This window comes from Pseudohongiella sp. (assembly GCF_011050365.1).
Taxonomy (GTDB): domain Bacteria; phylum Pseudomonadota; class Gammaproteobacteria; order Pseudomonadales; family Pseudohongiellaceae; genus Pseudohongiella.
In genome coordinates, this window is the sequence record NZ_DRFV01000006.1 from 38,687 (window position 1) to 63,579 (window position 24,893).

Consider the following 24,893-nt stretch of genomic DNA (forward strand, 5'->3'; position numbering starts at 1 on the left):
ATTCATGGATGTAACAAACATCCAGATGGAAAGGAGTAGTCATATGAGTACAACCATTCCAGTAAAATCGATGCTTGCGGCGTTTTTGGCTGCCACATTCGCCATGCCCCTGGCTGCACAGCCGCCGTTGACGCAGTCATACCTGGAGTATCGGGGACGTATGCAATCTGACGCGGATGAATTCCTGTTTTTTGAAGATGACCGAAAACAGGTCGTGTCCTACAACAGCGATCGCGTTGTCAGGGTGTGCACCAAAGACAGCCCGCTGGTGACACCGATGCGAATCGAATTTGACGATAAAATGGCCATGCTGGCCCCTGGCGACTGTATCCGGGTTGAAGCCATGGAGGTTTATCTGGAACCTTCTGAGACACTCCAGCGCAATACCTTTTTAGAGGTTGAAGTCGATACTCTTAACTGACATTGTATCGCCATTAATTACAGATGATTAGTATTAAAAAGCTCTCGCTTGTTTGCGGGAGCTTTTTTTATGTCTGGTCTATATCGGTCAATCTAATACGGAGCAATGAATGCCAAATCACAAACGCTTCCGTCGCTACCCAGCAACCCTGCGCCGGGGGCTGCGCATACTCGCAGCGCCGGTAAAGGGCGATAATGGCCGTGGAGGGTTTTTCATCCAGCCGTATCGTGGTTATGGCTCACGCGACCGGGTATTCCTGATGGGCCGAGTGTTTCGTCAGCCGGGTTTCGGCGCGGGCATAAAAGAAGATTCGCTGCGCCGTGACCTGCTGGACCTGGTGCGGCGGCTGTTGCGCAAGCCGGTCGCAGGAGGCCGGGTGAGAGTTCGCTACAAGGACACATCGGAAATTGTCGAGACTGACCGCCATGGCTTCTTCCGGCTTGATATGAGCTTGGGCGAGATACCCTCGGACGTAGAATGGCATGAGGTGGAGTTGTCTCTGGATCAGCCTGTCGACGAGCGTGCCACCACTACTGGTGAGTTTTTCACGCCTACCCACAGTGCCGGGTATGGTGTCATCAGCGACGTTGATGACACCGTGGTTCATACCGGGGTGGCCAATTTCTTCAAGATGATGTGGCGCCTGTTTGCCCAGGGGGCGGATAGCCGGGTGGTTTTTGACGGCGTTCCGGAGCTCTACCGGGGCTTTCATGAAGGGCCTGAGGGCAACCAGGGGAATACGCTGGTTTATGTCTCCCGGGGCCCCTGGAGCATCTACCAGGTGTTGGTAGAAATGTTTCGGCTGCACCGTATACCCAATGGACCCATTCTGATCCTGCGGGAGTGGGGTATGAAGCGTGGCAGTGTGCTGCCACGCCGGGCCCGTGACCATAAACTGGACGCCATTCGGCATGTTATGGAGCTGTATCATACGATGAATTTCGTGCTGGTGGGTGATTCCGGGCAACATGATCCGGAGATGTATACCCGAATTCTGAGAGAGTATCCCGGCCGCATACTGGCCATCTACATACGCGATGTCAGTCGCAACCCCGAGCGCTCCAGTGCGATCGCGAAGCTGGCCGAGGAAGCCGGTGATAGCCGTTGCGACCTGGTTCTGAGCGACGACAACCGGGTACTGGCAGAGCATGCGGCGAAGCTCGGACTGATTTCTCAGGCTGCAGTGTCAGCTGTGCGCAATCGCGTAGTGACTGCGTCAAATGACTAGACGTGGATGTAACTGCCGACTTAAGGGCTCAACCTAATGGCAGTGTGTGTGACCAGCCCCTGAGCACAGGTGAGGGCAATGATCAGCACTGCCACTGCGGACAGGATGCCCGCCATCAAAGGTAACAGCTCTCGGGTTACCCGGGGCTGAAAGCCCGTTGATAAACAAATTCACTGCGCTGGCTACTCTTGCAGTTACCCGCCCTGAACGGTAGGGTGACCAATGGTGTATTGGATGGCGCTGCCTCGAGCAATGATATGTCGCTACAAATTTGCTGGTGTTTGCTGCAACAAGATTCTCTGTCTGGATTAGGCAGGCACCAGACTCAAACTAAATTCAGGAGCATTTATGATCACAAAATGCGGACTTGTCCTGATCGCGGCTGTCGGGTGTATCGCTACACCAGCCTCGTTCGCTGATACTGCAACTGAAACCGATGACATAAAACAACAGCTTGCTCAATTGAAAGAACAAATTGTTGCGTTGGAAGCACGGTTGGCTGAGCAGGAAGCTTCCCAGGCCGAACTGAGCGAGCAACGAGCACGCGACCGGGTGCCGCTAAATGACGATACCAGCCAGGACGGTATCGAGCTCGGCGGTGCCATCAGAACAAACTACAGTCATACCTCCTACAATGATGGCAATACGGATCGTGTCGGCGATTTTGATTTTGATATCTTCCGTTTCAATTTGTATGGCAGCGTTGGTGACGTATCACTCAATGCTGAGATTCGTTTTTTCGATTACATGACTGCCGTTAAATACGCCTATGCAGGTTATCAGCTTAATGATGACTGGCAGGTTCAGGCCGGCATGACGCAAGTGCCCTTTGGCAACTGGCCTTATAATTCGCACAACTATTTTTTCAGCACAAATTACTATCTGGGTCTGGAAGACGATCATGATCTGGGTGTGCTGTTTAAACGTAGCATGAGTGATAACTGGCAGCTTGATCTCGGTTTTTTCAAGAATGATGAGCTGGGGGGCGTCGATGGCTATGTCGACAGCCGCGCCGATCGTTATTCGTACGATATTGTCGGTTCCCGCTCGCAGGGTGAGGGTATCTACGATGAGCCGGCGCAGGCTCTGGGGGAGTACAATACGTTTAGCGGGCGCTTCGGTTACCATCTGCGCCAGGACGGGTTGGAAACCGAGCTGGGCGTGTCTGCGTTAACGGGCGGCCTGCACGACGGCCAGAGCGACGCTGGCGATTACCATGCGTGGGCTGTGCATAGTAACAGCCACTATCAAAACTGGAACCTGCAACTGCAGTACAGTGAGTATCAGTATGACATTAGCGGCGTAGACCGTGTTGCCGTCGGTGCTTATGCCTTTTACGACTCAATGGCCGCCGAGGCAACTTCGGCGACGGTGAACCTCGCGTATAGCATGCCCGTTGAATGGGGCCCGGTAACCGACCTGCAATTTTATAATAACTACGGACTGGTGTATGACAAATCTGACGGCAGTGCCGACACCATGATGAATGTTACCGGCATGTCAGTGGCAGCGGGTGGCTTTTTTACTTACTTTGACCTGGTGCACGGTAGAAATCAACCCTTCGTGGGTGGCAGCGCCAGTGGCAACAGTGATGACACAGAACGTAGATTCAATATAAATATTGGCTATTACTTCTGATCTTTTGGCGCTCGTTGCGCCGATATTCATGCATTAAAAAGGTCGATCTGACCTAAAGGTTGTAACAATGACAACAAAAAAGGATCCAATGGTCCCGGACGGTAAAGTTAACCCGATTGATACTGACTACCAGGTAGGGCAGGACAATATTGTGGTGACGGTAGGGCCTTTTGGTCTTGATATCCACAACCGGGTGTTTGCGATCTCCGGACTTGCCATTATCGCGTTTGTTCTGCTCACGCTGGTTTTTCAGGCGCAGGCCTCCACAGTCTTTAGTGGCATGCGCGACTGGCTTACCGGTAACCTGGGCTGGTTCTTTATCAGTGCTGCCAACGTTTTTGTGTTGTTGTGCCTGGGTTTGATTGTTTCCCCGTTGGGCAAGGTACGGTTGGGTGGTACTGACGCCACACCTGATTTTAGTTATCCGGCCTGGTTCTCCATGTTGTTTGCCGCGGGCATGGGTATCGGGCTGATGTTTTTTAGTGTCTCCGAGCCACTGTCACATTTTAGCAGCGCTATAACCGGAACCACTGTTGTTGATGGTGTACGCATCGACTCGGCCCCGTTGGGTGGTGCCGCTGATGATGCACTGGCGGCGGAACGGCTCGGCATGGCGGCGACAATTTATCACTGGGGGCTGCACCCGTGGGCCATCTATGCCGTACTGGCACTTGGGTTGGCGCTGTTTTCCTTCAATAAAGGTTTGCCGCTGACCATTCGATCGGTGTTTTATCCGTTGCTGGGAGAACGGGTGTGGGGCTGGCCGGGGCATATTATTGATATTCTTGCCGTGCTTGCCACCCTGTTCGGTCTGGCCACGTCGCTTGGTCTTGGTGCCTCACAGGCCAGTGCGGGTCTGAACTATCTGTTTGGCTGGCCTGAGGGAATAACAACTCAAATTTTGCTGGTTGTCGGCATCACCATGATTGCTCTCGTGTCTGTGCTGGCTGGTCTCGACGCCGGGGTAAAGCGTTTGTCTGAACTAAATATGGCAATGGCAGCGTTACTGCTGCTGTTCGTCATTATTGTTGGTCCAACGCTGGCCATTTTGACCGGCTTTTTTGATAATCTTGGAGCCTATTTTCAATACCTGCCGGCGCTCGCGAATCCCATAGGCCGGGAAGACGGTCCCTTTATTCAGGATTGGACTGCATTTTACTGGGCGTGGTGGATCAGCTGGTCGCCTTTTGTCGGCATGTTCATCGCCAGGGTCTCGCGTGGACGCACAGTGCGGGAATTTCTGGTTTCAGTATTGCTGATCCCATCGCTGGCTTGCGTATTGTGGATGACGGTATTTGGCGGAACCGCGATCAGTCAGATAGTGCAAGACAATTACATGGCGGCTGCCGAAGCAGTACTGCCACTGCAGTTGTTCATCATGCTGGATGCCTTGCCACTGGCGGGGATTACGTCGTTCCTGGCAATTATTCTGGTGGTTGTGTTTTTTGTGACCTCATCGGATTCGGGTTCTTTGGTAATTGATACCATTGCGGCCGGCGGCAAAGTTAATGCGCCGACACCGCAGCGGGTGTTCTGGTGTACGTTTGAGGGCCTGGTGGCGATAGCGCTTATTCTGGGCGGTGGCCTGGTGGCATTGCAGGCAATGGCGGTGTCAACCGGCTTGCCATTCACTCTGGTATTACTGGCGTCATGCGTGGCGGTGGTGAAAGGGCTCATGTCTGAGCCTCGTTCATATAGTCAGGCCTGAGTATGGAGATAGAGCAGATTGAAATACTGGATTTCCTGAAACGGCATTCGCCGTTCAGGGAGCTGCCTGCGGATCTGTTAGAGCAGGTGGCGTGCAGTATTGATATAGGCTATTTCAAGGCAGGTTCCGAGATTCTTCGGTTTAACGAACCACTGCATGCGTTTCACCTGATCCGTAGCGGCGCCGTTGAAACGTTCCGACGCAACGGTGAATTGTACAACCGGCTCAGCGAAGGCGGATTTTTTGCCGAGCAAGGTCTGCTTCGCGGCGGCAAGGTTCGTTTTCCGGCGAGCGCCCTGGAAGATACCCTGATTTACCTCATCCCCGACAGGATGTTTCTACAGCTGTTTGATGAAAGTGAATTTTTCGCTGATTATGTTGAGGTCGGCTATAGGGAACGGCGTAAAAGCAGCAAAGCCAGGGAGCAGGCCAGTGCTGACTTACTGGGCGCTACTGTCAGTACCCTGTTAGGTCGGGTCCCGATCAGTATTGGCAGTCATGCCAGTGTCCGACAGGCAGCACAGCTGATGAGTGAGCAAAATGTGTCCGCGCTCCTGATTCTTCATCATGGCGATGAAACGGCCCCTGATGGCACCCTGGCAGGTATTATTACTGACAAGGACATGAGAGCCCGGCTGATCGCGCCGGGCCTTGATTCAGAGATCCCGGTGACCGACATCATGTCGGCTGATCCGGCTACCATTGACCATCAACGGTATATTTTTGAAGCAATGGCGTTGATGCTTCGCTACAACTTGCACCACCTGCCGGTACTGATGCGAGGCAAGACGGTGGGGATTATCGCCATTTCCGATATTATCCGTTATGAGTCGCAGAACAGTCTGTATGTGGTGAGCAGTATTTTTCGTCAACAAACGGTTGCTGAATTGCAGTCCGTGGTGCCCGATGTGCATGCCTGTTTTTTGCGCATGGTCAACGAAGATGCCAATTCACAAATGATTGGCAGTGCCATGGCCGCGATCGGGCGCAGTTTTAAACAGCGCTTGCTGGAACTTGCCGAAGCCGAGCTGGGACCAGCACCGGTACCTTATTGTTTCCTGGCGTTAGGGTCGATGGCACGTGATGAGCAATTGATTTTTACCGATCAGGATAATGCACTGATACTTGACAACCGCTTTGATCCGGCCCTGCATGGTAGCTACTTTGAAAAGCTGGCGAGTTTTGTCTGTGATGGTCTGGCAGCCTGTGGCTACACCTATTGCACTGGCAAGGTGATGGCGACAAATCCACAATGGCGTCAGCCGTTGCGGGTATGGCAGCAGTATTTCAAAACCTGGATGGAACAGGCGACGGCCGAGCGCTTACTGCACAGCTCAATCTTTTTTGATATTGATGGAGTATGGGGTCAGACTCAGTGGGCAGAACAGTTGCAAGCCCAGGTGAGCAAACAGGCGCGGCACCAACCCCTGTTTCTGGCCAGCATGGCGCGTAACGCGTTGCAACGCACGCCACCGTTGGGATTTTTTAAGGATTTTGTGATGGAGCAGGACGGCAAGCAGAATAACAGCTTGAACATCAAACGCCGCGGTACTGCGCCGTTTTCCGACCTGATACGGATTTATGCGTTAGCAGTTGGCTCTGATGCCAACAATTCATTAAATCGTTTAAAAGACATTATTGATGCCGGAGTGCTTCCCAAAGGTCGCGGCGAGGATCTGCGAGATGCCTTTGAGGTCATCGCTCTGACACGAATTCGGCATCAGGCCGAGGTCCTGCGCCAGGGTCGTGAGCCTGACAATAATGTGCTGCCCGAACAGTTGTCGGAATTTGAGCGCAAACATTTGAAAGAAGCGTTTCAGGTTCTGAGTAACGCTCAGAGTTTTCTCAAGTTTCATTTTAAGGCCTGAGGTCAATCATGCTCTATCTGGGCCCGAACCAGGCTGACAAGACCCAAAACGATAACGCGATCACTGACTGGCAGCGTTATTATCAGCAACAGGCCGCCAGCGTTGAACACTCGTTGTTACAGCATTTTTATGGCGCCGGTATGGTGGCGGCCAGCACCCCCGTCAGTCAGGTATCATTTGTCGCACTCGACTTCGAAACGACAGGCCTCGACGCCGATAGCAATAGCATTGTCAGCATCGGGCTGGTGCCCTTTGACCTGCGCTGCATCTACAGCTCCCGCGCTCGCCAGTGGCTGGTAAAGCCGAGATTCAAGCTAACTGACAGTTCGGTTACGGTACACCGCATTACGCACTCTGAAATAGACTCGGCGCCTGATCTTAGCCAGATATTGCCCGAATTTCTGTCGCTGTTGGCCGGCAAGGTGGCCGTGGTACATTACCGGTATATAGAGCGGGAGTTTATGAATGCCGCTTTGCAGGCACGGCTGGGTGACGGTCTGCTGTTTCCGGTGATAGATACCCTGGATCTGGAGGCCCGGCTGTATCGGGCAAAACCACTCAGCTGGTGGGATAAGCTGCGAGGGCGGCAAAAGGTATCAATCCGGCTGGATGCCAGCCGAAATCGTTTTAACCTGCCGCCTTACCGGCCGCACCATGCGGTGACCGATGCTATTGCCTGCGCCGAATTGTTGCAGGCACAGATTAACCACAGGTTTAGCATGGATACCCCGGTCAGTGAATTGTGGTGCTGATTTTTGAGCAGAGCCTATGCCTTTGGCCAGGCGAGGGAACAGGATGAACCAGGAAACCGGCAAAAATAGCAGGCTGGAAAAGGTGCTCGCCGCTCAACGCGAGTATATTGCCAAACGTGAATCCGGTTATCGCGAACAGGCACTGAAGTTGTACCCCTGGGTATGCGGGCGCTGCACCCGCGAGTTCGACCGCGCCAACCTGCGCGAGCTGACGGTGCATCATGTCGATCACAATCATGACAACAATCCGGTGGATGGCTCCAATTGGGAGTTGTTATGTATTTACTGCCATGACGAGGAGCACAGTAAATTTGACAGCTTTGTGCGTTATGGCGCGCGTGGCGAGACCGAAGTGAAGCCCGCCACCTACAATCCGTTTGCGGGTCTGAAAGACGCCCTGGACAAAAAGAAGGGCACATGACGATTGTGAACACGGCGCTGCTGGCGCTGGCAGCTCTATTCTGGGGGGTATCAGGCGGGATCGGTGGTATGCTCATTGCCGATGGCTGGGATCCATACGTGGTTTCCTTCTATCGGGGCGCCATCGGGCTGCTGTTTGTCTTAGTCTGGTTGATACTGCGCCCGCGTGGTAGTGGATTCGCAAACCGCAGATTATGGTTCTGGTCAGCGGTTGCCGGTGTCGGCGTTGCTGGGAACTTTTCACTGTATTTCTTTAGCATCTCGAAGGTCGGCGTCTCGGTTGCGGCGCCGCTGATGTACTGTGCTCCGGTATTTGTTTACCTTCTGTCTTTCGGGTTTAAGATCGAGAGTCCCACCCGGCTTAAATGGGCTGCGATCGGTGTGGTGATTGTTGGCATCGTATTACTGACACGCGTATACGAAGTCGACGTCAGTGGCATCACGCCGATTGGTATCGGCGCCGGATTGCTGGCGGGATTATGCTATGCGGTATTCATTTTCGGTTTCAAGTTTGCCGCGCGGCAAGGCAGCCCGCAGGCGATTCTGGTGATAGCCTTCGCGGTACTGGTCTGCCTCCTTATCTGGCCGGCCGATATCAACCAGATCGTTGCCGTCCTGAGTACGCCGGATTGGCCGCTGTTCATGAGTTTGGGTGTGCTTGGCGCGGGATTGTCGTTCATTCTTTATATTGTCGGCCTCTACTACACTGTCCCCACAGTGGCCTCGATTGTGGCAATGATTGAGCCGGTAGCCGCGTCACTATTCGGTGTGCTGATTTTGAATGAAAACCTGATCGCTCTGCAGATTCTTGGCATGGCGCTGATCCTGGTCGCGGTGACCACGCTGAGCGTCTATTCCAGCGGTGGTCGACCAGTTTACAATTTAACTTCCTGATCAGACGTATTCCGGTATCGAATCCTGCGTTTTGATAACTGATATTGGCAAATTCTGCGTTTACTGGCGCCGCTCTAGCCATCGTCATTCTTTATTGCTCAATCAAAGTGACCGTTCACTCATTTATCCTGTCAGGTTTACTTGACACGGCAATGCAATGCCAGCAATATGTAACATAAACCTTACATAAAGTAAGGTATATATGTCATTTGTTGGGGTGATATTGTGAAAAAATCTAACTTGGAGGCATTTTTTCTGAAACGCTTCATGGCCGCTATGTTATTGTTTCTGATACTTATTGCGGTGCAATCCTTTTCTTTGGAATTATTGGACATGCCTGTTTGGCCTAAAGTTGCGGTCACAGTCATGCCCGTATTACCTTTGATTTGGGCTTTTATGATTTTTCGGGTGCGCTATCGAGCGCTGGACGAGTACATGAAAGCGCTCACGGGAGAAGCGTTTTTGTGGATGATAGGCATTATTTGTTTTACATCCTTTATCTATGGCATGTTGGCCATGAAATTTGTTATGCCTCCGGTGAATTTGGCATTGGTGCTTCCCGTTGTGTTTGGTGGTCATGGACTGATTCTGGCGCTGTTGATTTGGAAAGACCATGAAGAATCGAATTAAGGTGCTGCGTGCTGAACGAGATTGGTCACAACAATCCCTTGCAGAAGAAATTGGTGTTTCCCGACAAGCGGTAAACGCGGTTGAAAGAGGAAAACATGACCCCTCATTACAATTGGCGTTTGATATCGCGGAGCAATTTGGCATGCGCATTGAGGACGTTTTTTTTCCTGAGAAAAAATCTACGTCTGCAGTGTGAGTCACCCATTGGTAGTTATGTGAAGGTGCTTCACTACAGTAGTCATTTTCGCGCTATGATTGAATCCACGCTATAGCCCCCCCTGGGAGCCCCTATGAAACGCACATGGACCATCATCGCCGTCGCTGACGTGGCACGCAGTTTCACCTGGTACCAATCACTTTTTGGTCAACCACTGTCGGCGCCGGCACATAACTACTTCGGACAAATTCTCGACACGGACGGTACCGTTCTGCTTTGCCTCCATCAATGGGGTGCACACGAACACCCGACTCTGACCAGTGCTGACCGGGCTGAGCCGGGTAATGGTCTGCTGCTCTTTTTCCGCGTCGATGATTTTGATGCCACGTTGACCCGCGCCAGAGCCCTTGTCAGTGAACTTGAAGAGGAACCCGGGCTGAATCCAGCTACCGGCACCGCCGAGTTTGCCTTGCGCGATCCTGACGGTTATTACGTTATGGTCAGTGCGCTCGGTTAAACAGCGGCGGCTCCATCAACCACCAATCTCGACCTCCAGCGTCATCACAACCTGGCCATCGTCGTTGACGTCGGTTTCGATCATTTCCGTTACCTCAACCTGGGCTTGCAGCGCCTCGCGTGACTCGGTGATCACTGCCAGCACCTGCTGCGCCCGCTGTCTTGCCAGTGCGTCCAGCTCTTCTGCGGGCACTGCCTGTTGTTCCAGCAGGCGCGTGCGCAGCGAGGCCGCATAAGCGAGCTCATCCAGGCTGGCATCCTCGTTGTCCGTCGCAGTGATCATGTGCATCAAGCGTAATGTTCCCAGCGATACCGGCCCCTCATTGTCGGCGGCAGGCTCGCCTGTGTCCGGCGCATCTGCCGCCGATTCCTCGGTGGCCATGCCTTCATCGACCAGCATCTGCTCGAGCGCTGCCACACGCCTGCCGGTCGCCGTCAGGTCGCCCGCTCCGGACGTCTGTAAAGCACTCATGCGCGTTTCGATCTGCTGGTCCAGCAAGCGTTGCGCCAGTGCTTTTTCATCGGCCTGCGTTGAAAGCACCGGCGGTACCTGCAACTTCAGCTGGGGGCGTTGCGTCAGAGCGTCAGCCAGTTTGATCAGCTTCTGTTGCTCGGCAGGGGACACGTCGCTGCGGCCGGCTGCGAAGCCGATGACCGCCAGGTCCTCATCCTCGGAACCAACCAGGCCCGCCAGGAAGCGGAATGGCGAGGACACGATACTGGTGATAGCGCTGGTCAGGGCTCGCCGGATAACCTGCCCGAAACCGAACTGGGGGTTGTTGATATCACCGGACACGGGCACTCCCAGGTTAATGACACCATTGCTGTTCTGCAATAACGCCACGGCAAGGTCCAGCGGCAGATCAGCGGCGCCGGGGTGGGGTACCCGTTCACCAAGTACCAGGTCGCGCATGATGACCTCATTGTCTCCGGCAATCCGCCCATCCTCAATGTTGTAATCCAGGTCAACGTCCAGGGAGCCGTCATCGATCCTGCGGCCAGCGAAATCGATGACGTAGGGAGACATCGTCGGCATGTCGATATTGCGGAACGCCAGGTTCACCTGCGTGTTTTCGGTATAGGCAAACGGTCGCAATTCACCACTGATGTTCACCTCACCGAACTCACCCACCTGGCCTTCCAGGTCGATAGCTGCCGGTTGCTCTGAGCGTGTCGACAGCGCAGAAATGTCACCCCCAAGGCTACTCATGGACACCGCGAACGGCAGCGGCAGGGACCGGTCGGCAAAGTCGACACGCGCCGAATCAATGACCATACGATCCAGCAGCAGTGCCATCAACTGCGTGGCTGTGCCGGTACTGTCATCACCGGTGTTTGTGCCCGACTCCTGCTCTTGCTCGCTGCCCGTTTCGCTGTCATTCTCGCCCGAAGAGATCAGTACACTGCCGATGTTGGTAGTGCCATCCTCCCGAATCTCCACCCTGGCATAGGGCGAAACGATGCGGATTTCGTCCACATTCAGGCTGGGCTCATCACGTTGCTCCAGCACGATGCCATTAACCTGCAGACTGTCGAGACTGAACAGCCTTTCGCTCTCGATCCGGTCGGTCAGTGCCAGGTCACTGAGCAGCATATTGCCTCGATAGCGTTGACTGTTGGCGGTCACGGCGATGGTGCCATCCATCCCCACGCGCCCCTGATCAAGGGAGACCCGGGCGAACGGGTCTATGTAAGGCTGCAACACAGCCAGCTCAAGGTCCTGCAGCCCGATCTCACCATCGAACTGCAACTGCGGCAGGGCCACCAGTGTGCCGGTCAGCGATAGTGCGCCGCCGCTGGCGACAGTCACGCTGGAATCCAGTTGCATCTGCGCATCTGGCATACTGCTGATATCCACCAGCGTGGCGTTCAGGCCCAGTTCGGCGGTAACGTTCTGTTCCGGCACCCGGTCGTTGAACGCCAGCAACCAGTCCTCCAGCGCAAGTTCTGCCACGCTGATCTGCCAGGGATCGGTTGCATCGTCGGCATCGCTGGCCTCAGTTTCCGTCGGGCTCTCTTGGCTCTCTTGGCTCTCCTGAGCGGTTTGACTGGCCTGACCGGTTTGACTGGCCGCGCTCGCCTGCGGCGCTGGCATGGCCTGCATCAGGGCCACGAAGTTGATGGTGCCATCCGGTGCCCGAACCGCCTGAAACTCGGACCCGCGCAGGCGCACGACGTCCAGGCTGACAGTATTGGCGGGCCAGTGCAGTTCGCCGTTTTCCAGGCTGATTTCGGGCAGACTGACCAGGCGCTCACCACTGTCACCGTCCGACAGCAGGGTATCCAGCATACTGAACTGGATGTCAGTGATGTCTGCTGACAGCGACCCGTCCGCATCGGTTCCGACACGATAATCCAGCGCTGCGTCGATCTCGCCACCGCTCATGTCGAATGGCAGCTGGCTGCGGAAATACTCAAAGGCCAGGCCAGGATAAGCCCCCTGAAGCGTGACGCGACCTTCGGAGTGCAGTGGATAAAGCGATGAGGTGCCCGTCCAGTTGAGTACCGCGCCATTACCCATGGTCACCGTCAGGCCCTGACCTGCGGTGTCGTCCGGCAGGGTGCTCAGGTTCTGAACATCAAGCTCGAGTGCATCCACCCGGGCTTCAAAGCGCTCTTCGGGGACGTTATCCACCAGTGATAAAGAGGCTGACGCCACCACCAGATCGGCAATAACCAGGCGTACCGGCTCTCCTTCCTGCGGCGGCTCAGGGGCTTCCTCCTGCGGAGCTGCCGTCGCCATCCAGCGCTCGGCGACTGCGCCGACATTGGTGCCACCATCGCTGTAGCGCTCCAGCGCCACATTCAGGCCGATGATGTGGAACTCATCGAAGCTCCAGGCCCGGCGAATTGCACTGATAAGCTCGAAGTTGACAAATACACGCTCGAGCGCGAGCAGCGGCGCCGCCTCGCTGTCGATGACATCCAGTCCTTCCAGGGTGAAGGTCAGTGTGTAGGGATTGATGTCAATATTGTCGACTGTGGTCGTCAGGTCTGCGCGCACGGTAGACATGCTCACCAGCTGCCGCTCGATCAGCCAGGGTGCCAGGACAAACCCGGCCAGCGTGTATAACAGCAAGGTCAGCAGTAGCCAGAGCCACGGACGCCTGGGGCTGAGCTTGTGCCGCGTGCGTTCCAACATGGTCTTGTCTCCTTGGTGGTCCGGGGCGTCTGAGTAGCCTGGATGGCCCCGTCTGGCCGTGAGCCATTGTGAATTAGAATATGGTTTACCCGATTCTCATGCAAACAGCAGGTAATGACAATGCATACAGTGTGATGTTAGACACAGAGCGTGCCGCCAGCAAAGAGGCTTGCTGAGCCAGTCAGAGTGCTATCTACTGGAGCATGATTGTCAATGTGGCCGCGGGGTCAGCGCCAGAGCGCGGGCTCAGGCGTTTCTCTTACCTTTCTGATTGGAGTTTCCTATGAGGCATGCCGAAAAACACAGGACTGAACGTATTGGCTGGCTCCGTGCCGCAGTTCTTGGCGCAAATGACGGAATTGTATCCACCGCCAGTCTGGTGCTGGGGGTAGCGGCCGCAGGAGCGGACTCCAGGGCTGTGCTGGTTGCAGGTGTTGCCGGTCTTGTTGCCGGCGCTATGTCGATGGCAGCAGGAGAGTACGTGTCGGTCAGCTCCCAATCCGATACGGAGCGAGCGGACCTTGCCAGAGAGCGTGCGGAGTTGGCTGACGCTCCTGAACAGGAGCAAGCGGAGTTGGCGCAGATATACGTCAGGCGGGGTTTGGATCATGAACTGGCAAGCACAGTCGCAACTCAACTCATGAAGCACGACGCACTTGGGGCGCATGCTCGTGATGAACTGGGCATCTCGGACGTATCGACGGCTCGCCCGGCTCAGGCTGCGTTTGCGTCTGCAGGTACATTCTCGATTGGCGCGGCTCTGCCTTTACTTGTAGTCGTGTTGTTGCCGGCTCCCGTGCTTATGTGGGCTGTTCCGGGCAGCTCTCTTTTGTTCCTTGCGTTACTGGGCTCATTGGCAGCGAGAGCAGGCGGCGCCCCTGTAATGGTGGCTGCCTCCCGGGTCACTTTTTGGGGCGCACTGGCAATGGCCCTGACCGCCGGGGTCGGCGCACTGTTCGGGGTTGCCTTGTGAGCACCTGTGATCTGGCACCCCGCGATACTGTCTGGTGCGTGACTGTCGCCAGCCGGACGCTTGCAGCAGGCTAAGAGGACTTCACTTCACGGCTAAGTGAAATCACCGGAATTGCCAGGCTGACCAGGAAGCCGGCCAGGATAATCCACAAACTGGTACGGAACATCGAGGTGATGGCGTTGGAGAAAGCCAGTTTGACGCCCGTCTCTACATCGCTAACCGTCTGCTCAACGCGCGCTGCGAAAAGTGCACGCAATAGATCAATACGCTGCTCGATGGCGGAGGCAGGCAGGGCATCAGCCGCTGAGTGGGGCAGTTGTGACTTTATATCGTCGGGCACCAGAGGGCTCTGTTGCAGCTGTGCGATAGCGGCCTCGTCGCCCTGATAGGCGTGCTCGATAGTGACAATCATCTCGTCGAAGGAATCCTGCACCCGCGTCTGCAATGCGCCGGGGTTCATGACACTGTTCTGAGCCTGACTCATATCGAAACCCTGACCGGAAGCCGACGTCATCATGGGCAGTTGCCTGGGCAACTCCGCCGTCAGATTCAGGGTCAGCAATGTGCCGAAAATGGCCACGCCCACGGTATTGCCAATCTGGCGAAAGAACTGCGTGGAACTTGTTGCCACGCCTATCTGTGAAGGCGGGAATGCGCTTTGCACAACCAGACTTACCAGGCTTTGAGACGGGCCCAGGCCGATGCCGACGACAAACATGCGCAGCGCCAGGTCGATCAGTGAGGTTTCCGGACCGATGCCACTGAGCAGGAAAACACCCACCAGCAGAATGAAGGCACCACCGACAAGATAGGACTTGTAGTGACCGCTGCGTGAGACCATGCGGCCGCTGAGAATACTGCCCGACATCAGGCCGAGCATTAGCGGGAACATCGAGAAACCGCTGTTGGTGGCATTGACCCCCAGCACCACTTGCATGAACAGCGGCATAAACATAATGACGCCGAGAAACGCCATGCCGATCATGAATGAAGCGAGATTGGTGATGACAAACACGCGACTACGGAACAGATTCAGCGGCATGATGGCTTCTTTCGCACGTGATTCGACAAACACAAAAAGCGCCAGTGAGATCAGGCTCAAGGCAAACATGCTCAGCAATACCGGAGAACCCCACGCATATTGATTGCCGCCCCAGGTGAGCGCCAGCAAGAACGGAATAAACACCACCAGCAAGAGAAAGGCGCCCATAAAGTCGATGGCGCCGCGGTTGCCATGATTCAGGCGCGGCGTCTTGAATATGATCATGCACAGCGCGAGAATGCCAAGTGGCACGTTGGCATAGAACACCCAGCGCCAGCCGGCGATTTCATGGCCGAAGAGGGTGGCGGTGGCAAAGTCGGTGAGAAAGCCGCCAAGAGCAGGACCAACAATGCTGGCGATGCCGAAGATGGCGCCAAACAGCCCCATGAATTTTGCCCGCTGCAGTGGCGGATAAATATCCGCAATGATGCCAATGGCACTGGTGAACAGGGCCGCACCGCCTATGCCTTTAATGGCACGGAAGACGATCAGTTGATGCATGCCGTCGCCAAGCAATGGCAATGTACCAAATTCGCCGCTGATACCACACAACATTGAGCCGAACAGGAAGATGCTGATGCCAATTACCAGGATGCGCTTGCGTCCGTACAAATCGCCAAGTTTGCCGTAGATCGGCACCAGCACCGTGGCAGCGAGCATGTAGGATGTGGTCACCCACGCGTACAACTCCAGGCCATCAAGTTCGGAAACAATACGCGGCATCGCCGTTGACAGGATTGTCATGTCGAGCGCAGCCAGCAGAAATACAATCAACAACGCGATCAGTGTGGTGCGTTTTTCTTTCTCGGTTATCGTCGAGCTGGAGTCGGGTTCATTCACAGTAAAACACCTTTTGAAATATCTATGCCGGGACAAGGGGTGGGACAGGAGCACGCTTTCGCAATAGCAGAACCAGTGGTGAGGCAGCCAGTACCACCCACATCATCAATTTAAAGTCATTCAGGTATGCGATGGTGGCAGCCTGGCGCGTGACTTCAGCATCGAGCATCTGCAACATGCCGCCTGCGTTATCGAGCACCGCGCGGGGTACCTGGTTAAAACCGATGCCGAGCCTGGCGCTGGTAATGTTTTCTGTCAGATAGGCATGGTTGGCAGCCATATTGCGGCTCAACACGGCCATCACCATGGATATCCCCACACTGCTACCCAGGTTGCGACTCAAACTGAAGACACTGGCTCCTTCTGCGCGGTATTGCGAAGGCAGGGTTGCGTACGCCACAGTACTCAGGGGCACAAAGATAAAACCCAGGCCGAAACCCTGCAGCATGCCGGTCCACACCAGCGTGTGTGGTGGCACATAGGTACTGAAACCGGTCATGGCATAGAGCGAGGCGCCCGTGCAGCCAAGGCCGAACAGAATCAGCGCGCGTGCGTCGGCGTGGTTGCTGATTTTGCCCACTATCATCATGGCTATCATGGTGCCAATGCCACGTGGCGCCATGATGATTCCCACATCCAGCACAGGATAACCCATCAGGTTCTGCATATAGGGTGGTAACAAGGCCATCGTGGCGAGCAGAATGATGCCGATAAAGAAAATGAACACGAGGCTGGTCATCAGATTGCGATCTTTGAAGATGGCAGGCGACAAAAAGGGGTGTTCGGCGCGCAGCGAATGCACGACATACATCCACAGTGCCGAACCGGCCAGGGCGCAATAAAGCAGAATCTCGCGCGAGTCAAACCAGCCGGCGTGTTCGCCGCGGTCCATCAATAACTGGGCGCTGCCGATGACAACCGTCAGCATCAGGAAGCCAAAGGTATCGAAGGGACGTTTTACGCGGTCGGAATCGGGCATGAAAAACAGCATGCCCAGAAATGCGATAATGCCCAGTGGCAGATTGATGTAAAACACCCAGCGCCAGTTATAGGATTCGGTAAGCCAGCCGCCCAATGTGGGTCCAAGAATGGGACCGATCATCACGCCCATACCCCACATCGCCATGGCCTTGCCATGATTCTCACGCGGATTGATGTCCAGCATCGTGGCCTGAGCCAACGGCACCAGCGCCGCGCCAAAGCAGCCCTGCAGGATACGGAAAAGCACCATTTGCTCGATGGACATAGCCATGCCACAGAGCACGGAGCTGAGTGTGAATCCGCCCACGGCCACCAGAAAGACGCGCCTGCGGCCAAAGCGGCCGGCAAGCCAGGCGGTGGGCAAAGTCATGATGGCGGAGGCGACGATGTAGGAGGTCAGCACCCAGGTGATCTGATCCTGGGTGGCCGTAAGGCTGCCCTGCATATGGGGCAGAGCCACGTTTGCGATCGTGGTGTCCAGCACCTGCATGATGGTAGCCAGCATGATGGAAAGCGTAATCAGGCCACGAAAGGCTATTTCGGTAGGCTTTGCTTCCGCTGTTGTGCTGGACATCGTGTCTTACTCCCGCGCTCAGTTCGCTGCAATCCAGGGCAGAGTGCGGCTGCGTCCGGTGTCTATGTCGACCACGGCGCTCATGCCTGCCGACAAGGGAAGGTCGTGGTTATAGTTGTCCAGGGTGATATTGACGCGGATGCGCTGCACCACCTTGATCCAGTTGCCAGAGCTGTTTTGTGCGGGTAACAGGGAGAATTCGGAGCCGGTGGCAGGCATGACGCCGGCGACGTGTGCCTGCCAGGTTTGTCCCGGAAAGGCATCTATGCGCACGCTCACTTCCTGGCCGGGGCGCACCCAGGTCAGGTCAGTTTCCTTGAAGTTCGCTTCCAGCCACATGTTGGCGTCGTCGACCAGGCTGACGAGAGCGGAACCGGCAATGACATATTCACCCGCGTGCACGGCGACATTGACGGCGATGCCATCAGCTGGCGCACGGATTTCCAGGTGCGTGATATCGAGTCTGGCTTTTTCCAGTTCAGCGAGCGCCTGCAGGTAACGTGGGTGCTGTTCTGCAGGCAGGTCTGGATTGATCAGGCGGGCCCGGGAGGCTTGCAGCGCCTGTACGCGATTGTCCAGTGCATTGCGCGCGCTGCGCCAGGCGTATTCGGCCTGGTCGAATTGCGCAGTGGATATAGCGCTGGTTGCAACCAGGCGGCGTATACGTTCCATTTCCTTGCGACGAAATTCCAGATCCGTATTGGCATTGTCGATGGCGAGCATGGCGCTGAGGTATTCAGCCTTGTCGCTCTCGATACTGCCGTGCACATTGGCCAGATTCGCCTCAGCCTTGGCCAGGGCAATGCGGTAGGGCTGGTCGTCAAGGCGGAACAGCAATTGGTCTTTGCTCACCCGGTCATTATCATGCGCCATTACCTCCACCACACGTCCGGTTATCTCACTGCTGACGGATACAATGTCGGTTTTGATATAGGCATTGTCGGTACTGACAAAACGGCCACCCTGCAGGTAGACCCACAGGGATACACCGGCGATGACGGCCGGCCCCAGAATCAACAACAGCAGATTACGAATGGCTACATTGGCACTCATGAAAATAGTCTCTTGGAATGTATTTGACGACTGACTCAGGTGTCGCGAACGTTATTGGCGGCACTGAGGTTGTCGCGTATCTGCAGGAGGACCTGCATAAATTTCTCCTCGTCCTGCGGGCTGATGCCGGACATCGCCTGAGCGCGAACGCGTTGCCCCAGGGTCGTCAGCGTTGCCATCATCGGCCCGGCCTTGGGGTTCAGATACACCCGTTTAGCACGGCGGTCATCGGGGTCGTCACGGCGCTCGATCCAGGCATCCACTTCCAGACGATCCAGATGGCGCGCCAGCGTAATCGGCGTAATGTCCATCATGCAGGCGAGCGTTTTCTGCTGCACCCCATTGTTGCGGTGAAGATGCGCCAGCACAGACCACTGCGCCCGGGTCAGTCCGGTTCCCGACGCCTGGCGATCAAAACTGACGCGCAACAGGCGGGCAACGTCATGTATGGCAAAACCCAGGCTTTTATCGAAGTTTTTATTCATAGTGGAGCTTATAATAAGCTAGCTTACTATAATGGTCAAGTCTGACCTGTCGGGCAAGGATACTCAATGCCACGCGTGGCAAGGATATTTGAGTCAATCGCTGGTCGCGTGTCCTGCGGCGGTCCAGGCCTGCATGGAACCTATATACACGTCGACGTTGCTAAAGCCCTGGCGCTTGAGGACAGAGGCGGCGATGGTGGCGCGAGCGCCACTGCCGCACATGACAGTGACCGGGGTGTCAGGGTCCATATCGTTGACGGCATCAGGCAGTTCACCCACATAGGCATGGCGGGCGCCTTGCAGGTGACCATTTTCATACTCGTCCTTTGCGCGCACGTCCAACAAGGTCCAGCCATTGGGAGAAGTGTCGAGCCGTGAACGGATGGTTTCGGTTTCTGCAAAAGGGATGGCACCGAGCGGCCTGTCGTTTACTGCGAGAGGCATGACACCACTGATGTAACCGCCTATGTGGTCAAACCCGATACGATAAAGCGTTGTGGCAGCATTCAGCGCCTGAGTCTGGTCCCGGGCAATTAACAGAATCGGTTTGTCCACAGGAAGCAGCCAGCCGGCAAAGGCTGCGATCATGTCGTGGGGTATGCACAGAGAGCCCGGCCGATGACCTCCGGCAAAGTCGAAGATACCCCGTACATCGAGACAAATATGCTCGCCAGGGTCGAGCATCACCGCAGGGGAGCAAGGCAATGGCGTTGCCGGCGTCGTCTCGGCGCCCAGCATATTACACTGCTCCATTCGCTCGAAATATGGCGGAATATAGTGGTGTTCGGCGACTTTTGCGTCGATGAACGATTCCCTGTCGGTCAATTGCAAGCGCGGATTGTTCTTCCTCTCGTGTCCGATTGACGAAAATTCCCGGTCAGCCATACCCGATCCGCATACCGATCCGGCACCGTGGGCTGGATAGATAAGGCATTGGTCGCCAAGCGCAATCAGCTTTAGCAGGCTGTCGTAGAGTAGCCCTGCGACTTCTCTTTTTCTGTCGGGGTAGAAATCTGTCCGTCCTACGTCACCAACGAAAAGCGCGTCGCCGGTAAAGACGCCCACCGGATCTTGCCCGAAACTCTTGTCATAGAGCACGTAAGACAGACTGTCGTCGGTATGCCCCGGCGTTTCGAGCACTTTCAGCACAGCGCCGCCGATCTCGAAAACCTGACCATCACGGGTCTCATTTGCGTAGCGGATCGGTTGTTCAGGATGAGGGCCGTGCCAGACCTCGGCGCCGGTGGCGCGCTTAACAAGCGGTGCGCCCGAGATCAGGTCTTCGTTGCGATGGGTCTCAAAAACATGCTTGATGACGGCTCCCTCGGCACGGGCGAGTTCAAGGTAGATGTCGATGTCACGACGCGGGTCGATGATGGCGGCTTCGCCATCGGCACTCAGGAAGTAGGAGAGATGAGCCAGACCCTCGGTCTTTATTTTTTCGATTCGCATTTGTTTTTGCCTCCACGTAGATGTTGAGGTAAATGACAACTGGCATTCCGACGTTAACACAATCTCCAGTGTCCAGACACGTCCCATCTGGCGCAAAAGGCTCTGTCCATGTATCAAGCAAATGCCTGAATCGTATTGCCCTGCGTGCGTCCGCGAACCGTCGGTCAGTGGCCTGTCATGAGCAAGGCGTTAGCATTCATCGCGAATTGCCTGTTGCATCTTTTCCATCACGGTCAAGGTATCGGGTGAGGCGGACTTTGCATAGCAGCCTGGTGTGCGCGGACACACCGCGCCGCGAGAGCAGATGACGCGCGCAGGGTTATCAAGGCCGCGCTGTATCCAGCCAATGTTGAGTATGCGAGCAGCGCTGAGCAAGTCTTTGCGGATAGCGGCCGGAATGTCTGCATCGCCGCGGCCTTTGATGCAAGCCTGCTTCAGGCTGGCTGCAATATCCCGGGCGTCGCGGCCCTGAGTGTCCAGAACCGGGTTCAGATCAATGCCAGCACACAGCACGTGCGCATTGCCAGCCATATCTTCGACGCTGACAGATTCGCAGCAATAAATACGGGGACCGTCTTTGGTTTCCAGCACCGAGACCTGTGCGGAAGTGCCCGGGCTGCTATTGTTGATCAGGCGGAACACGGCCCAGTTCTGACAGGGGTCTTCCACCAGGCGCATATTTCCCCAGGGCAGAGGGATGCCGTTGCCACGGTAAACGGCCTTGAGTGTGCCGGGCGGATAGGCATCAAAATAGTGCCAATGCGGATAGCTGGACACAGCGGTCATGCGCCGCATCACGACTGAGGGTGATACTTCCAGTTGCTTATGCACACTGACTTCGTAGCTGTGGCGCTCGAGCATTTGTCGGAACGGGACCCGCGGACAAAGCAGCGCGCCGGCAAAAAAACTGCATTCGAAATCGCGCCAGGCGCTGAGAATATCCTGCGCATCGGGCCCGAAGGAGAGCGCATTTGCCGAACTACCGGTATTACTCTGATTCTTTCCCGCCAGTAATACACTTTTCAAACCATCCTTGTTGTGCAACGTGCAATGACCGATGTGCAGCGCCAGGTCATACTTAAGCCGCGCGGGTTCGGTTTTGAGCAATTCATTTAGATACAAGGTGCCGGGCGGATCAAAAAAAGAGCGCACAGTACTTTTGGAATGTGCGCCGGTTTCGTCCAGAACTTCCTGTGGTGTGCGGTTAAACCATTTAATGGTCAATCCCATTTTCTGCACGATGTCCATCAGTTCCGCAACACTCAGGGGCATGCGTTTGAGGCCAATGTTTTCGGCAGCGCGCTCCAGGTCGGGAAAGTGATTACGGTGGTGCTCCTGGTGGGCCCGGATCAGCAGATGGGCAAACTGGCGGCCGGTGGTGCCGGTTTGAGCCAGCATCTCGGGAATCGCAATTTGCAATATGTTGTCGCTGAACAGGAAGCCAGGCTCCAGCGCCATACCACTGATGCCGCCATGGCCTGACTTTTCGGGTGTGATGGCCTTTTCCGACAGGGCGTCGTCCATAAACCAGTCGATATCTTTCTGAAAAACCGTGGCGATAATGCCCAGCATATCTTTGCCGGGCACCCGCTTGCCGCGCTCTATCATTGACAGATAGGACACCGAGGGCGCCGCCTCCGGGTCAATTTTGACGCAGCGGGCAGACAGGTCTTCCAGTGTCAGATGATGCTGCTTGCGCAGATTGCGGATCTTGGTGCCCAGGAAATGGGACTGGCGAATCAGGGTGGCATGGTTTTTCATGATCTTTCACCGTTCCGCTTTCAGTTTCACGATCCCGTGCTGCCGTGTCCGGCTCGGGCATCGCTATTCCTGTGTTTTGTAAAATTAACAGTGTGAAATTTTGTTTGTGAAATTACATTTTTTAATTCTATACACTACGCAGGTCTTAAGCAATCGGCCTGATGAAAGGCAACGGAGAGCGGCATGCAAGCAGCCACACAATTGAACAGCGCCATTGACGCGCGGTTTTACCGGTTTATCAATGACCAGGTTCTGCCATTGACCACGCTGGATGCTTCGGCATTCTGGTCGGGGTTTATCAATCTGGTGGCGGAGCTGGCCCCACGCAACCGCGAGCTGCTGGCATATCGGGACACCCTGCAGCAGCAGATAGACCGGTGGCATCAACAGCATCGTGATCTGCCCCATGATCCTGAGGCCTATCGCCGGTTTCTGGCAGAAATCGGCTACCTGCTACCCGAGCCTGAGGCGGCCACAATAGAAACCGGCGCGGTTGATGACGAAATAGCGCGTATAGCCGGTCCGCAACTGGTGGTGCCGGTCAAGAATGCCCGTTTTGCCATCAACGCCGCCAACGCGCGATGGGGTAGCCTGTATGACGCGGTGTATGGCAGCAATCTGATACCGGATGAAGGGGAGTTGGCCGCTGGGACACACTACAACGCGGTGCGCGGCGCCGCGGTAATTCGATATGCACAGGATTTTCTGGATCGTGCGTTTCCATTGGTCGACGGCTCCCACCAAGAGGTCAACTGCTATCGGATCGAGCATGCAAAACTGGTTGCCGGCCTGGCCAATGGCAGCTGGACTGAGTTGTGCCATCCGCAACAGTGGGCGGGACTGACCGGGCCGCAGCAGCAGCCTGATTCAATCATCCTGCGCAACCATGACTTGCACATCGTACTGGAGTTTGATCGCAGCGGCGCGATTGGCGGCCAGGATCTGGCCGGTGTTCAGGATATCAAGCTGGAGTCTGCGGTCACCACCATCATGGACTGTGAAGACTCGGTGGCTGCCGTTGATATCCAGGACAAGATCGACGTGTACCACAATTGGTTGGGGCTGATACGCGGCGACCTGAGTGTGGCGCTGGTCAAGCATGGCAAGTCCCGTTTGCGGTCTCTGAATCCGGACAGGCAGTTCACAGCAGCGGACGGCACACAGGTCAGCTTGCCGGGCCGGGCGCTGATGTTGATTCGCAACGTCGGTTTGCTGATGAACAGCGAGCTGATGTGCGATGCGCAGGGCCGGCCAGCTCCGGAAGGCATCATTGACGCGGTGGTCACTTCCCTGATTGCGTCGCTGGATGTGAATGCCAGCAGACCCTTGCGCAACTCACGCTGTGGCAACATTTATATCGTGAAACCGAAACTGCATGGTCCGGAGGAAGTTGCCTTTACCGTCGATCTGTTTGGGCGGGTAGAGGACTTGCTGGAGCTGCCGCGCAATACCATCAAACTGGGCATCATGGATGAGGAGCGTCGGACCACCGTCAACCTGACGGCTTGCATTGCCGCCGCCCGGCATCGGGTGGTGTTCATCAACACCGGTTTTCTGGATCGTACCGGTGACGAAATTCATACCAGCATGCATGCCGGTGCCTTGCTGCCGAAAACGCAGCTCAAGGATCAGCCCTGCATTCGTGCCTATGAAGACAGGAATGTGGACATCGGTCTGGCCTGTGGTTTGCCTGGCCGGGCTCAGATTGGCAAGGGCATGTGGCCCATGCCCGATGACATGGCCGGTATGATGGCCAGCAAAATCGCGCATCCACGCGCCGGCGCCAGCACAGCCTGGGTACCATCACCGACGGCGGCAACCTTGCACGCCTTGCACTATCACCAGGTCAATGTGTCAGTCCGGCAACAGGCTCTGCGTTCGCGTGCCCGGGCAGCGTTGGCTGACATTCTGCGCATACCGCTGTTGCCCGCCCAGCACACATTGACGGACGCGGCTATTGCCGAGGAACTGGAAAACAATATTCAGGGCATCCTGGGTTATGTCGTGCGCTGGATTGACCAGGGCGTCGGCTGCTCCAAAGTGCCGGACATTCATCAGGTGGGCCTGATGGAAGACCGGGCCACCTTGCGTATTTCCAGCCAGCATGTTGCCAACTGGCTGTTGCACGGTATCTGCAGTGAACACCAGGTGATGTCCACCATGCGTCGTATGGCCGAGGTGGTGGACCGGCAGAACGCAGGTGATGCTGCCTATCAACCCATGGCCACAAATTCAGACCAAAGCCTGGCCTTCCTGGCCGCCAAAGCGTTGATCTTTGAAGGACAAAAACACGCAAACGGGTACACAGAGCCTGTTCTGCACCGGTATCGCCGACTGGCCAAAAGCCGGACCTGAGAC

The 24,893-nt window shown here is 55.7% G+C and carries 20 protein-coding genes; 13 read left to right on the forward strand and 7 right to left on the reverse strand.

All coding sequences use genetic code 11. From position 1 onward, the window contains the following. The first annotated feature begins 43 nt into the window (after positions 1-43). The 11 genes from ENH71_RS04395 to ENH71_RS04445 all read left to right on the forward strand — a co-directional run bounded on the left by ENH71_RS04395 (position 44) and on the right by ENH71_RS04445 (position 10,233). Complete coding sequence (locus ENH71_RS04395; protein ID WP_294131970.1) at positions 44-421, forward strand: hypothetical protein; 378 nt, start codon at positions 44-46, stop codon at positions 419-421. A 109-nt stretch (positions 422-530) separates the two neighbouring features. Continuing rightward, entirely contained in the window at positions 531-1,649 is a 1,119-nt protein-coding gene (locus tag ENH71_RS04400; RefSeq protein WP_294131972.1) for an App1 family protein phosphatidate phosphatase, read from the forward strand. Positions 1,650-1,997: 348 nt separating this feature from the next. Continuing rightward, complete coding sequence (locus ENH71_RS04405; RefSeq protein ID WP_294131974.1) at positions 1,998-3,287, forward strand: porin family protein; 1,290 nt, start codon at positions 1,998-2,000, stop codon at positions 3,285-3,287. A 67-nt stretch (positions 3,288-3,354) separates the two neighbouring features. After that, entirely contained in the window at positions 3,355-4,995 is a 1,641-nt protein-coding gene (locus ENH71_RS04410) for a BCCT family transporter (protein WP_294131976.1), read from the forward strand. Between the two features lie 2 nt (positions 4,996-4,997). Beyond that, positions 4,998-6,863: a putative nucleotidyltransferase substrate binding domain-containing protein gene (locus ENH71_RS04415; protein WP_294131978.1), complete on the forward strand. Its 1,866-nt coding sequence runs from the start codon at positions 4,998-5,000 to the stop codon at positions 6,861-6,863. Between the two features lie 8 nt (positions 6,864-6,871). After that, positions 6,872-7,615, forward strand: coding sequence for a 3'-5' exonuclease (locus ENH71_RS04420; protein WP_294131980.1), 744 nt, complete (start codon positions 6,872-6,874; stop codon positions 7,613-7,615). A 43-nt stretch (positions 7,616-7,658) separates the two neighbouring features. Beyond that, positions 7,659-8,036, forward strand: coding sequence for a YajD family HNH nuclease (locus ENH71_RS04425; protein ID WP_294131982.1), 378 nt, complete (start codon positions 7,659-7,661; stop codon positions 8,034-8,036). Next, positions 8,033-8,929: a DMT family transporter gene (locus tag ENH71_RS04430; protein WP_294131985.1), complete on the forward strand. Its 897-nt coding sequence runs from the start codon at positions 8,033-8,035 to the stop codon at positions 8,927-8,929. The genes ENH71_RS04425 and ENH71_RS04430 overlap by 4 nt, the downstream gene beginning before the upstream one ends. 225 nt (positions 8,930-9,154) lie before the next feature. Then, complete coding sequence (locus ENH71_RS04435; RefSeq protein WP_294131987.1) at positions 9,155-9,559, forward strand: hypothetical protein; 405 nt, start codon at positions 9,155-9,157, stop codon at positions 9,557-9,559. Then, positions 9,543-9,755 (forward strand): helix-turn-helix transcriptional regulator, encoded by a 213-nt coding sequence (locus tag ENH71_RS04440; protein WP_294131990.1) that lies wholly within the window; start codon positions 9,543-9,545, stop codon positions 9,753-9,755. Before ENH71_RS04435 ends, ENH71_RS04440 begins: the two co-directional genes overlap by 17 nt. 94 nt (positions 9,756-9,849) lie before the next feature. After that, the gene (locus ENH71_RS04445) at positions 9,850-10,233 is read left to right on the forward strand and encodes a VOC family protein (RefSeq protein WP_294131991.1); all 384 of its coding nucleotides are present in this window, start codon (positions 9,850-9,852) and stop codon (positions 10,231-10,233) included. 15 nt (positions 10,234-10,248) lie between these two features. On the opposite strand, the gene ENH71_RS04450 is transcribed toward ENH71_RS04445, so the two are convergent. Next, positions 10,249-13,374: a DUF748 domain-containing protein gene (locus ENH71_RS04450; RefSeq protein WP_294131994.1), complete on the reverse strand. Its 3,126-nt coding sequence runs from the start codon at positions 13,372-13,374 to the stop codon at positions 10,249-10,251. Positions 13,375-13,645: 271 nt separating this feature from the next. Between ENH71_RS04450 and ENH71_RS04455 the strand changes: the two genes are divergently transcribed. Next, positions 13,646-14,347 carry a VIT1/CCC1 transporter family protein gene (locus ENH71_RS04455; RefSeq protein ID WP_511059975.1) on the forward strand — a complete coding sequence of 234 codons (702 nt, stop codon included), beginning with the start codon at positions 13,646-13,648 and terminating at the stop codon, positions 14,345-14,347. A gap of 70 nt (positions 14,348-14,417) precedes the next feature. Here ENH71_RS04455 and ENH71_RS04460 read toward each other — a convergent pair whose 3' ends face one another. The 6 genes from ENH71_RS04460 to ENH71_RS04485 all read right to left on the reverse strand — a co-directional run bounded on the left by ENH71_RS04460 (position 14,418) and on the right by ENH71_RS04485 (position 22,535). Further along, positions 14,418-16,229 carry an MDR family MFS transporter gene (locus tag ENH71_RS04460; protein WP_294131999.1) on the reverse strand — a complete coding sequence of 604 codons (1,812 nt, stop codon included), beginning with the start codon at positions 16,227-16,229 and terminating at the stop codon, positions 14,418-14,420. Between the two features lie 22 nt (positions 16,230-16,251). Beyond that, positions 16,252-17,784: a DHA2 family efflux MFS transporter permease subunit gene (locus tag ENH71_RS04465; RefSeq protein WP_294132001.1), complete on the reverse strand. Its 1,533-nt coding sequence runs from the start codon at positions 17,782-17,784 to the stop codon at positions 16,252-16,254. Between the two features lie 18 nt (positions 17,785-17,802). Next, positions 17,803-18,837, reverse strand: a complete 1,035-nt coding sequence (locus tag ENH71_RS04470) for an HlyD family secretion protein (RefSeq protein WP_294132003.1) — start codon at positions 18,835-18,837, stop codon at positions 17,803-17,805. A 35-nt stretch (positions 18,838-18,872) separates the two neighbouring features. Further along, a complete protein-coding gene (locus ENH71_RS04475) occupies positions 18,873-19,322 on the reverse strand; it encodes a MarR family winged helix-turn-helix transcriptional regulator (protein ID WP_294132005.1) in 450 nt (149 codons plus the stop codon). A 93-nt stretch (positions 19,323-19,415) separates the two neighbouring features. Next, positions 19,416-20,774, reverse strand: coding sequence for an MBL fold metallo-hydrolase (locus ENH71_RS04480; RefSeq protein ID WP_294132007.1), 1,359 nt, complete (start codon positions 20,772-20,774; stop codon positions 19,416-19,418). A gap of 189 nt (positions 20,775-20,963) precedes the next feature. After that, positions 20,964-22,535, reverse strand: a complete 1,572-nt coding sequence (locus ENH71_RS04485; protein ID WP_294132008.1) for a DUF3612 domain-containing protein — start codon at positions 22,533-22,535, stop codon at positions 20,964-20,966. Between the two features lie 183 nt (positions 22,536-22,718). Between ENH71_RS04485 and ENH71_RS04490 the strand changes: the two genes are divergently transcribed. Further along, entirely contained in the window at positions 22,719-24,890 is a 2,172-nt protein-coding gene (locus ENH71_RS04490; RefSeq protein WP_294132010.1) for a malate synthase G, read from the forward strand. Positions 24,891-24,893: the final 3 nt, after the last annotated feature.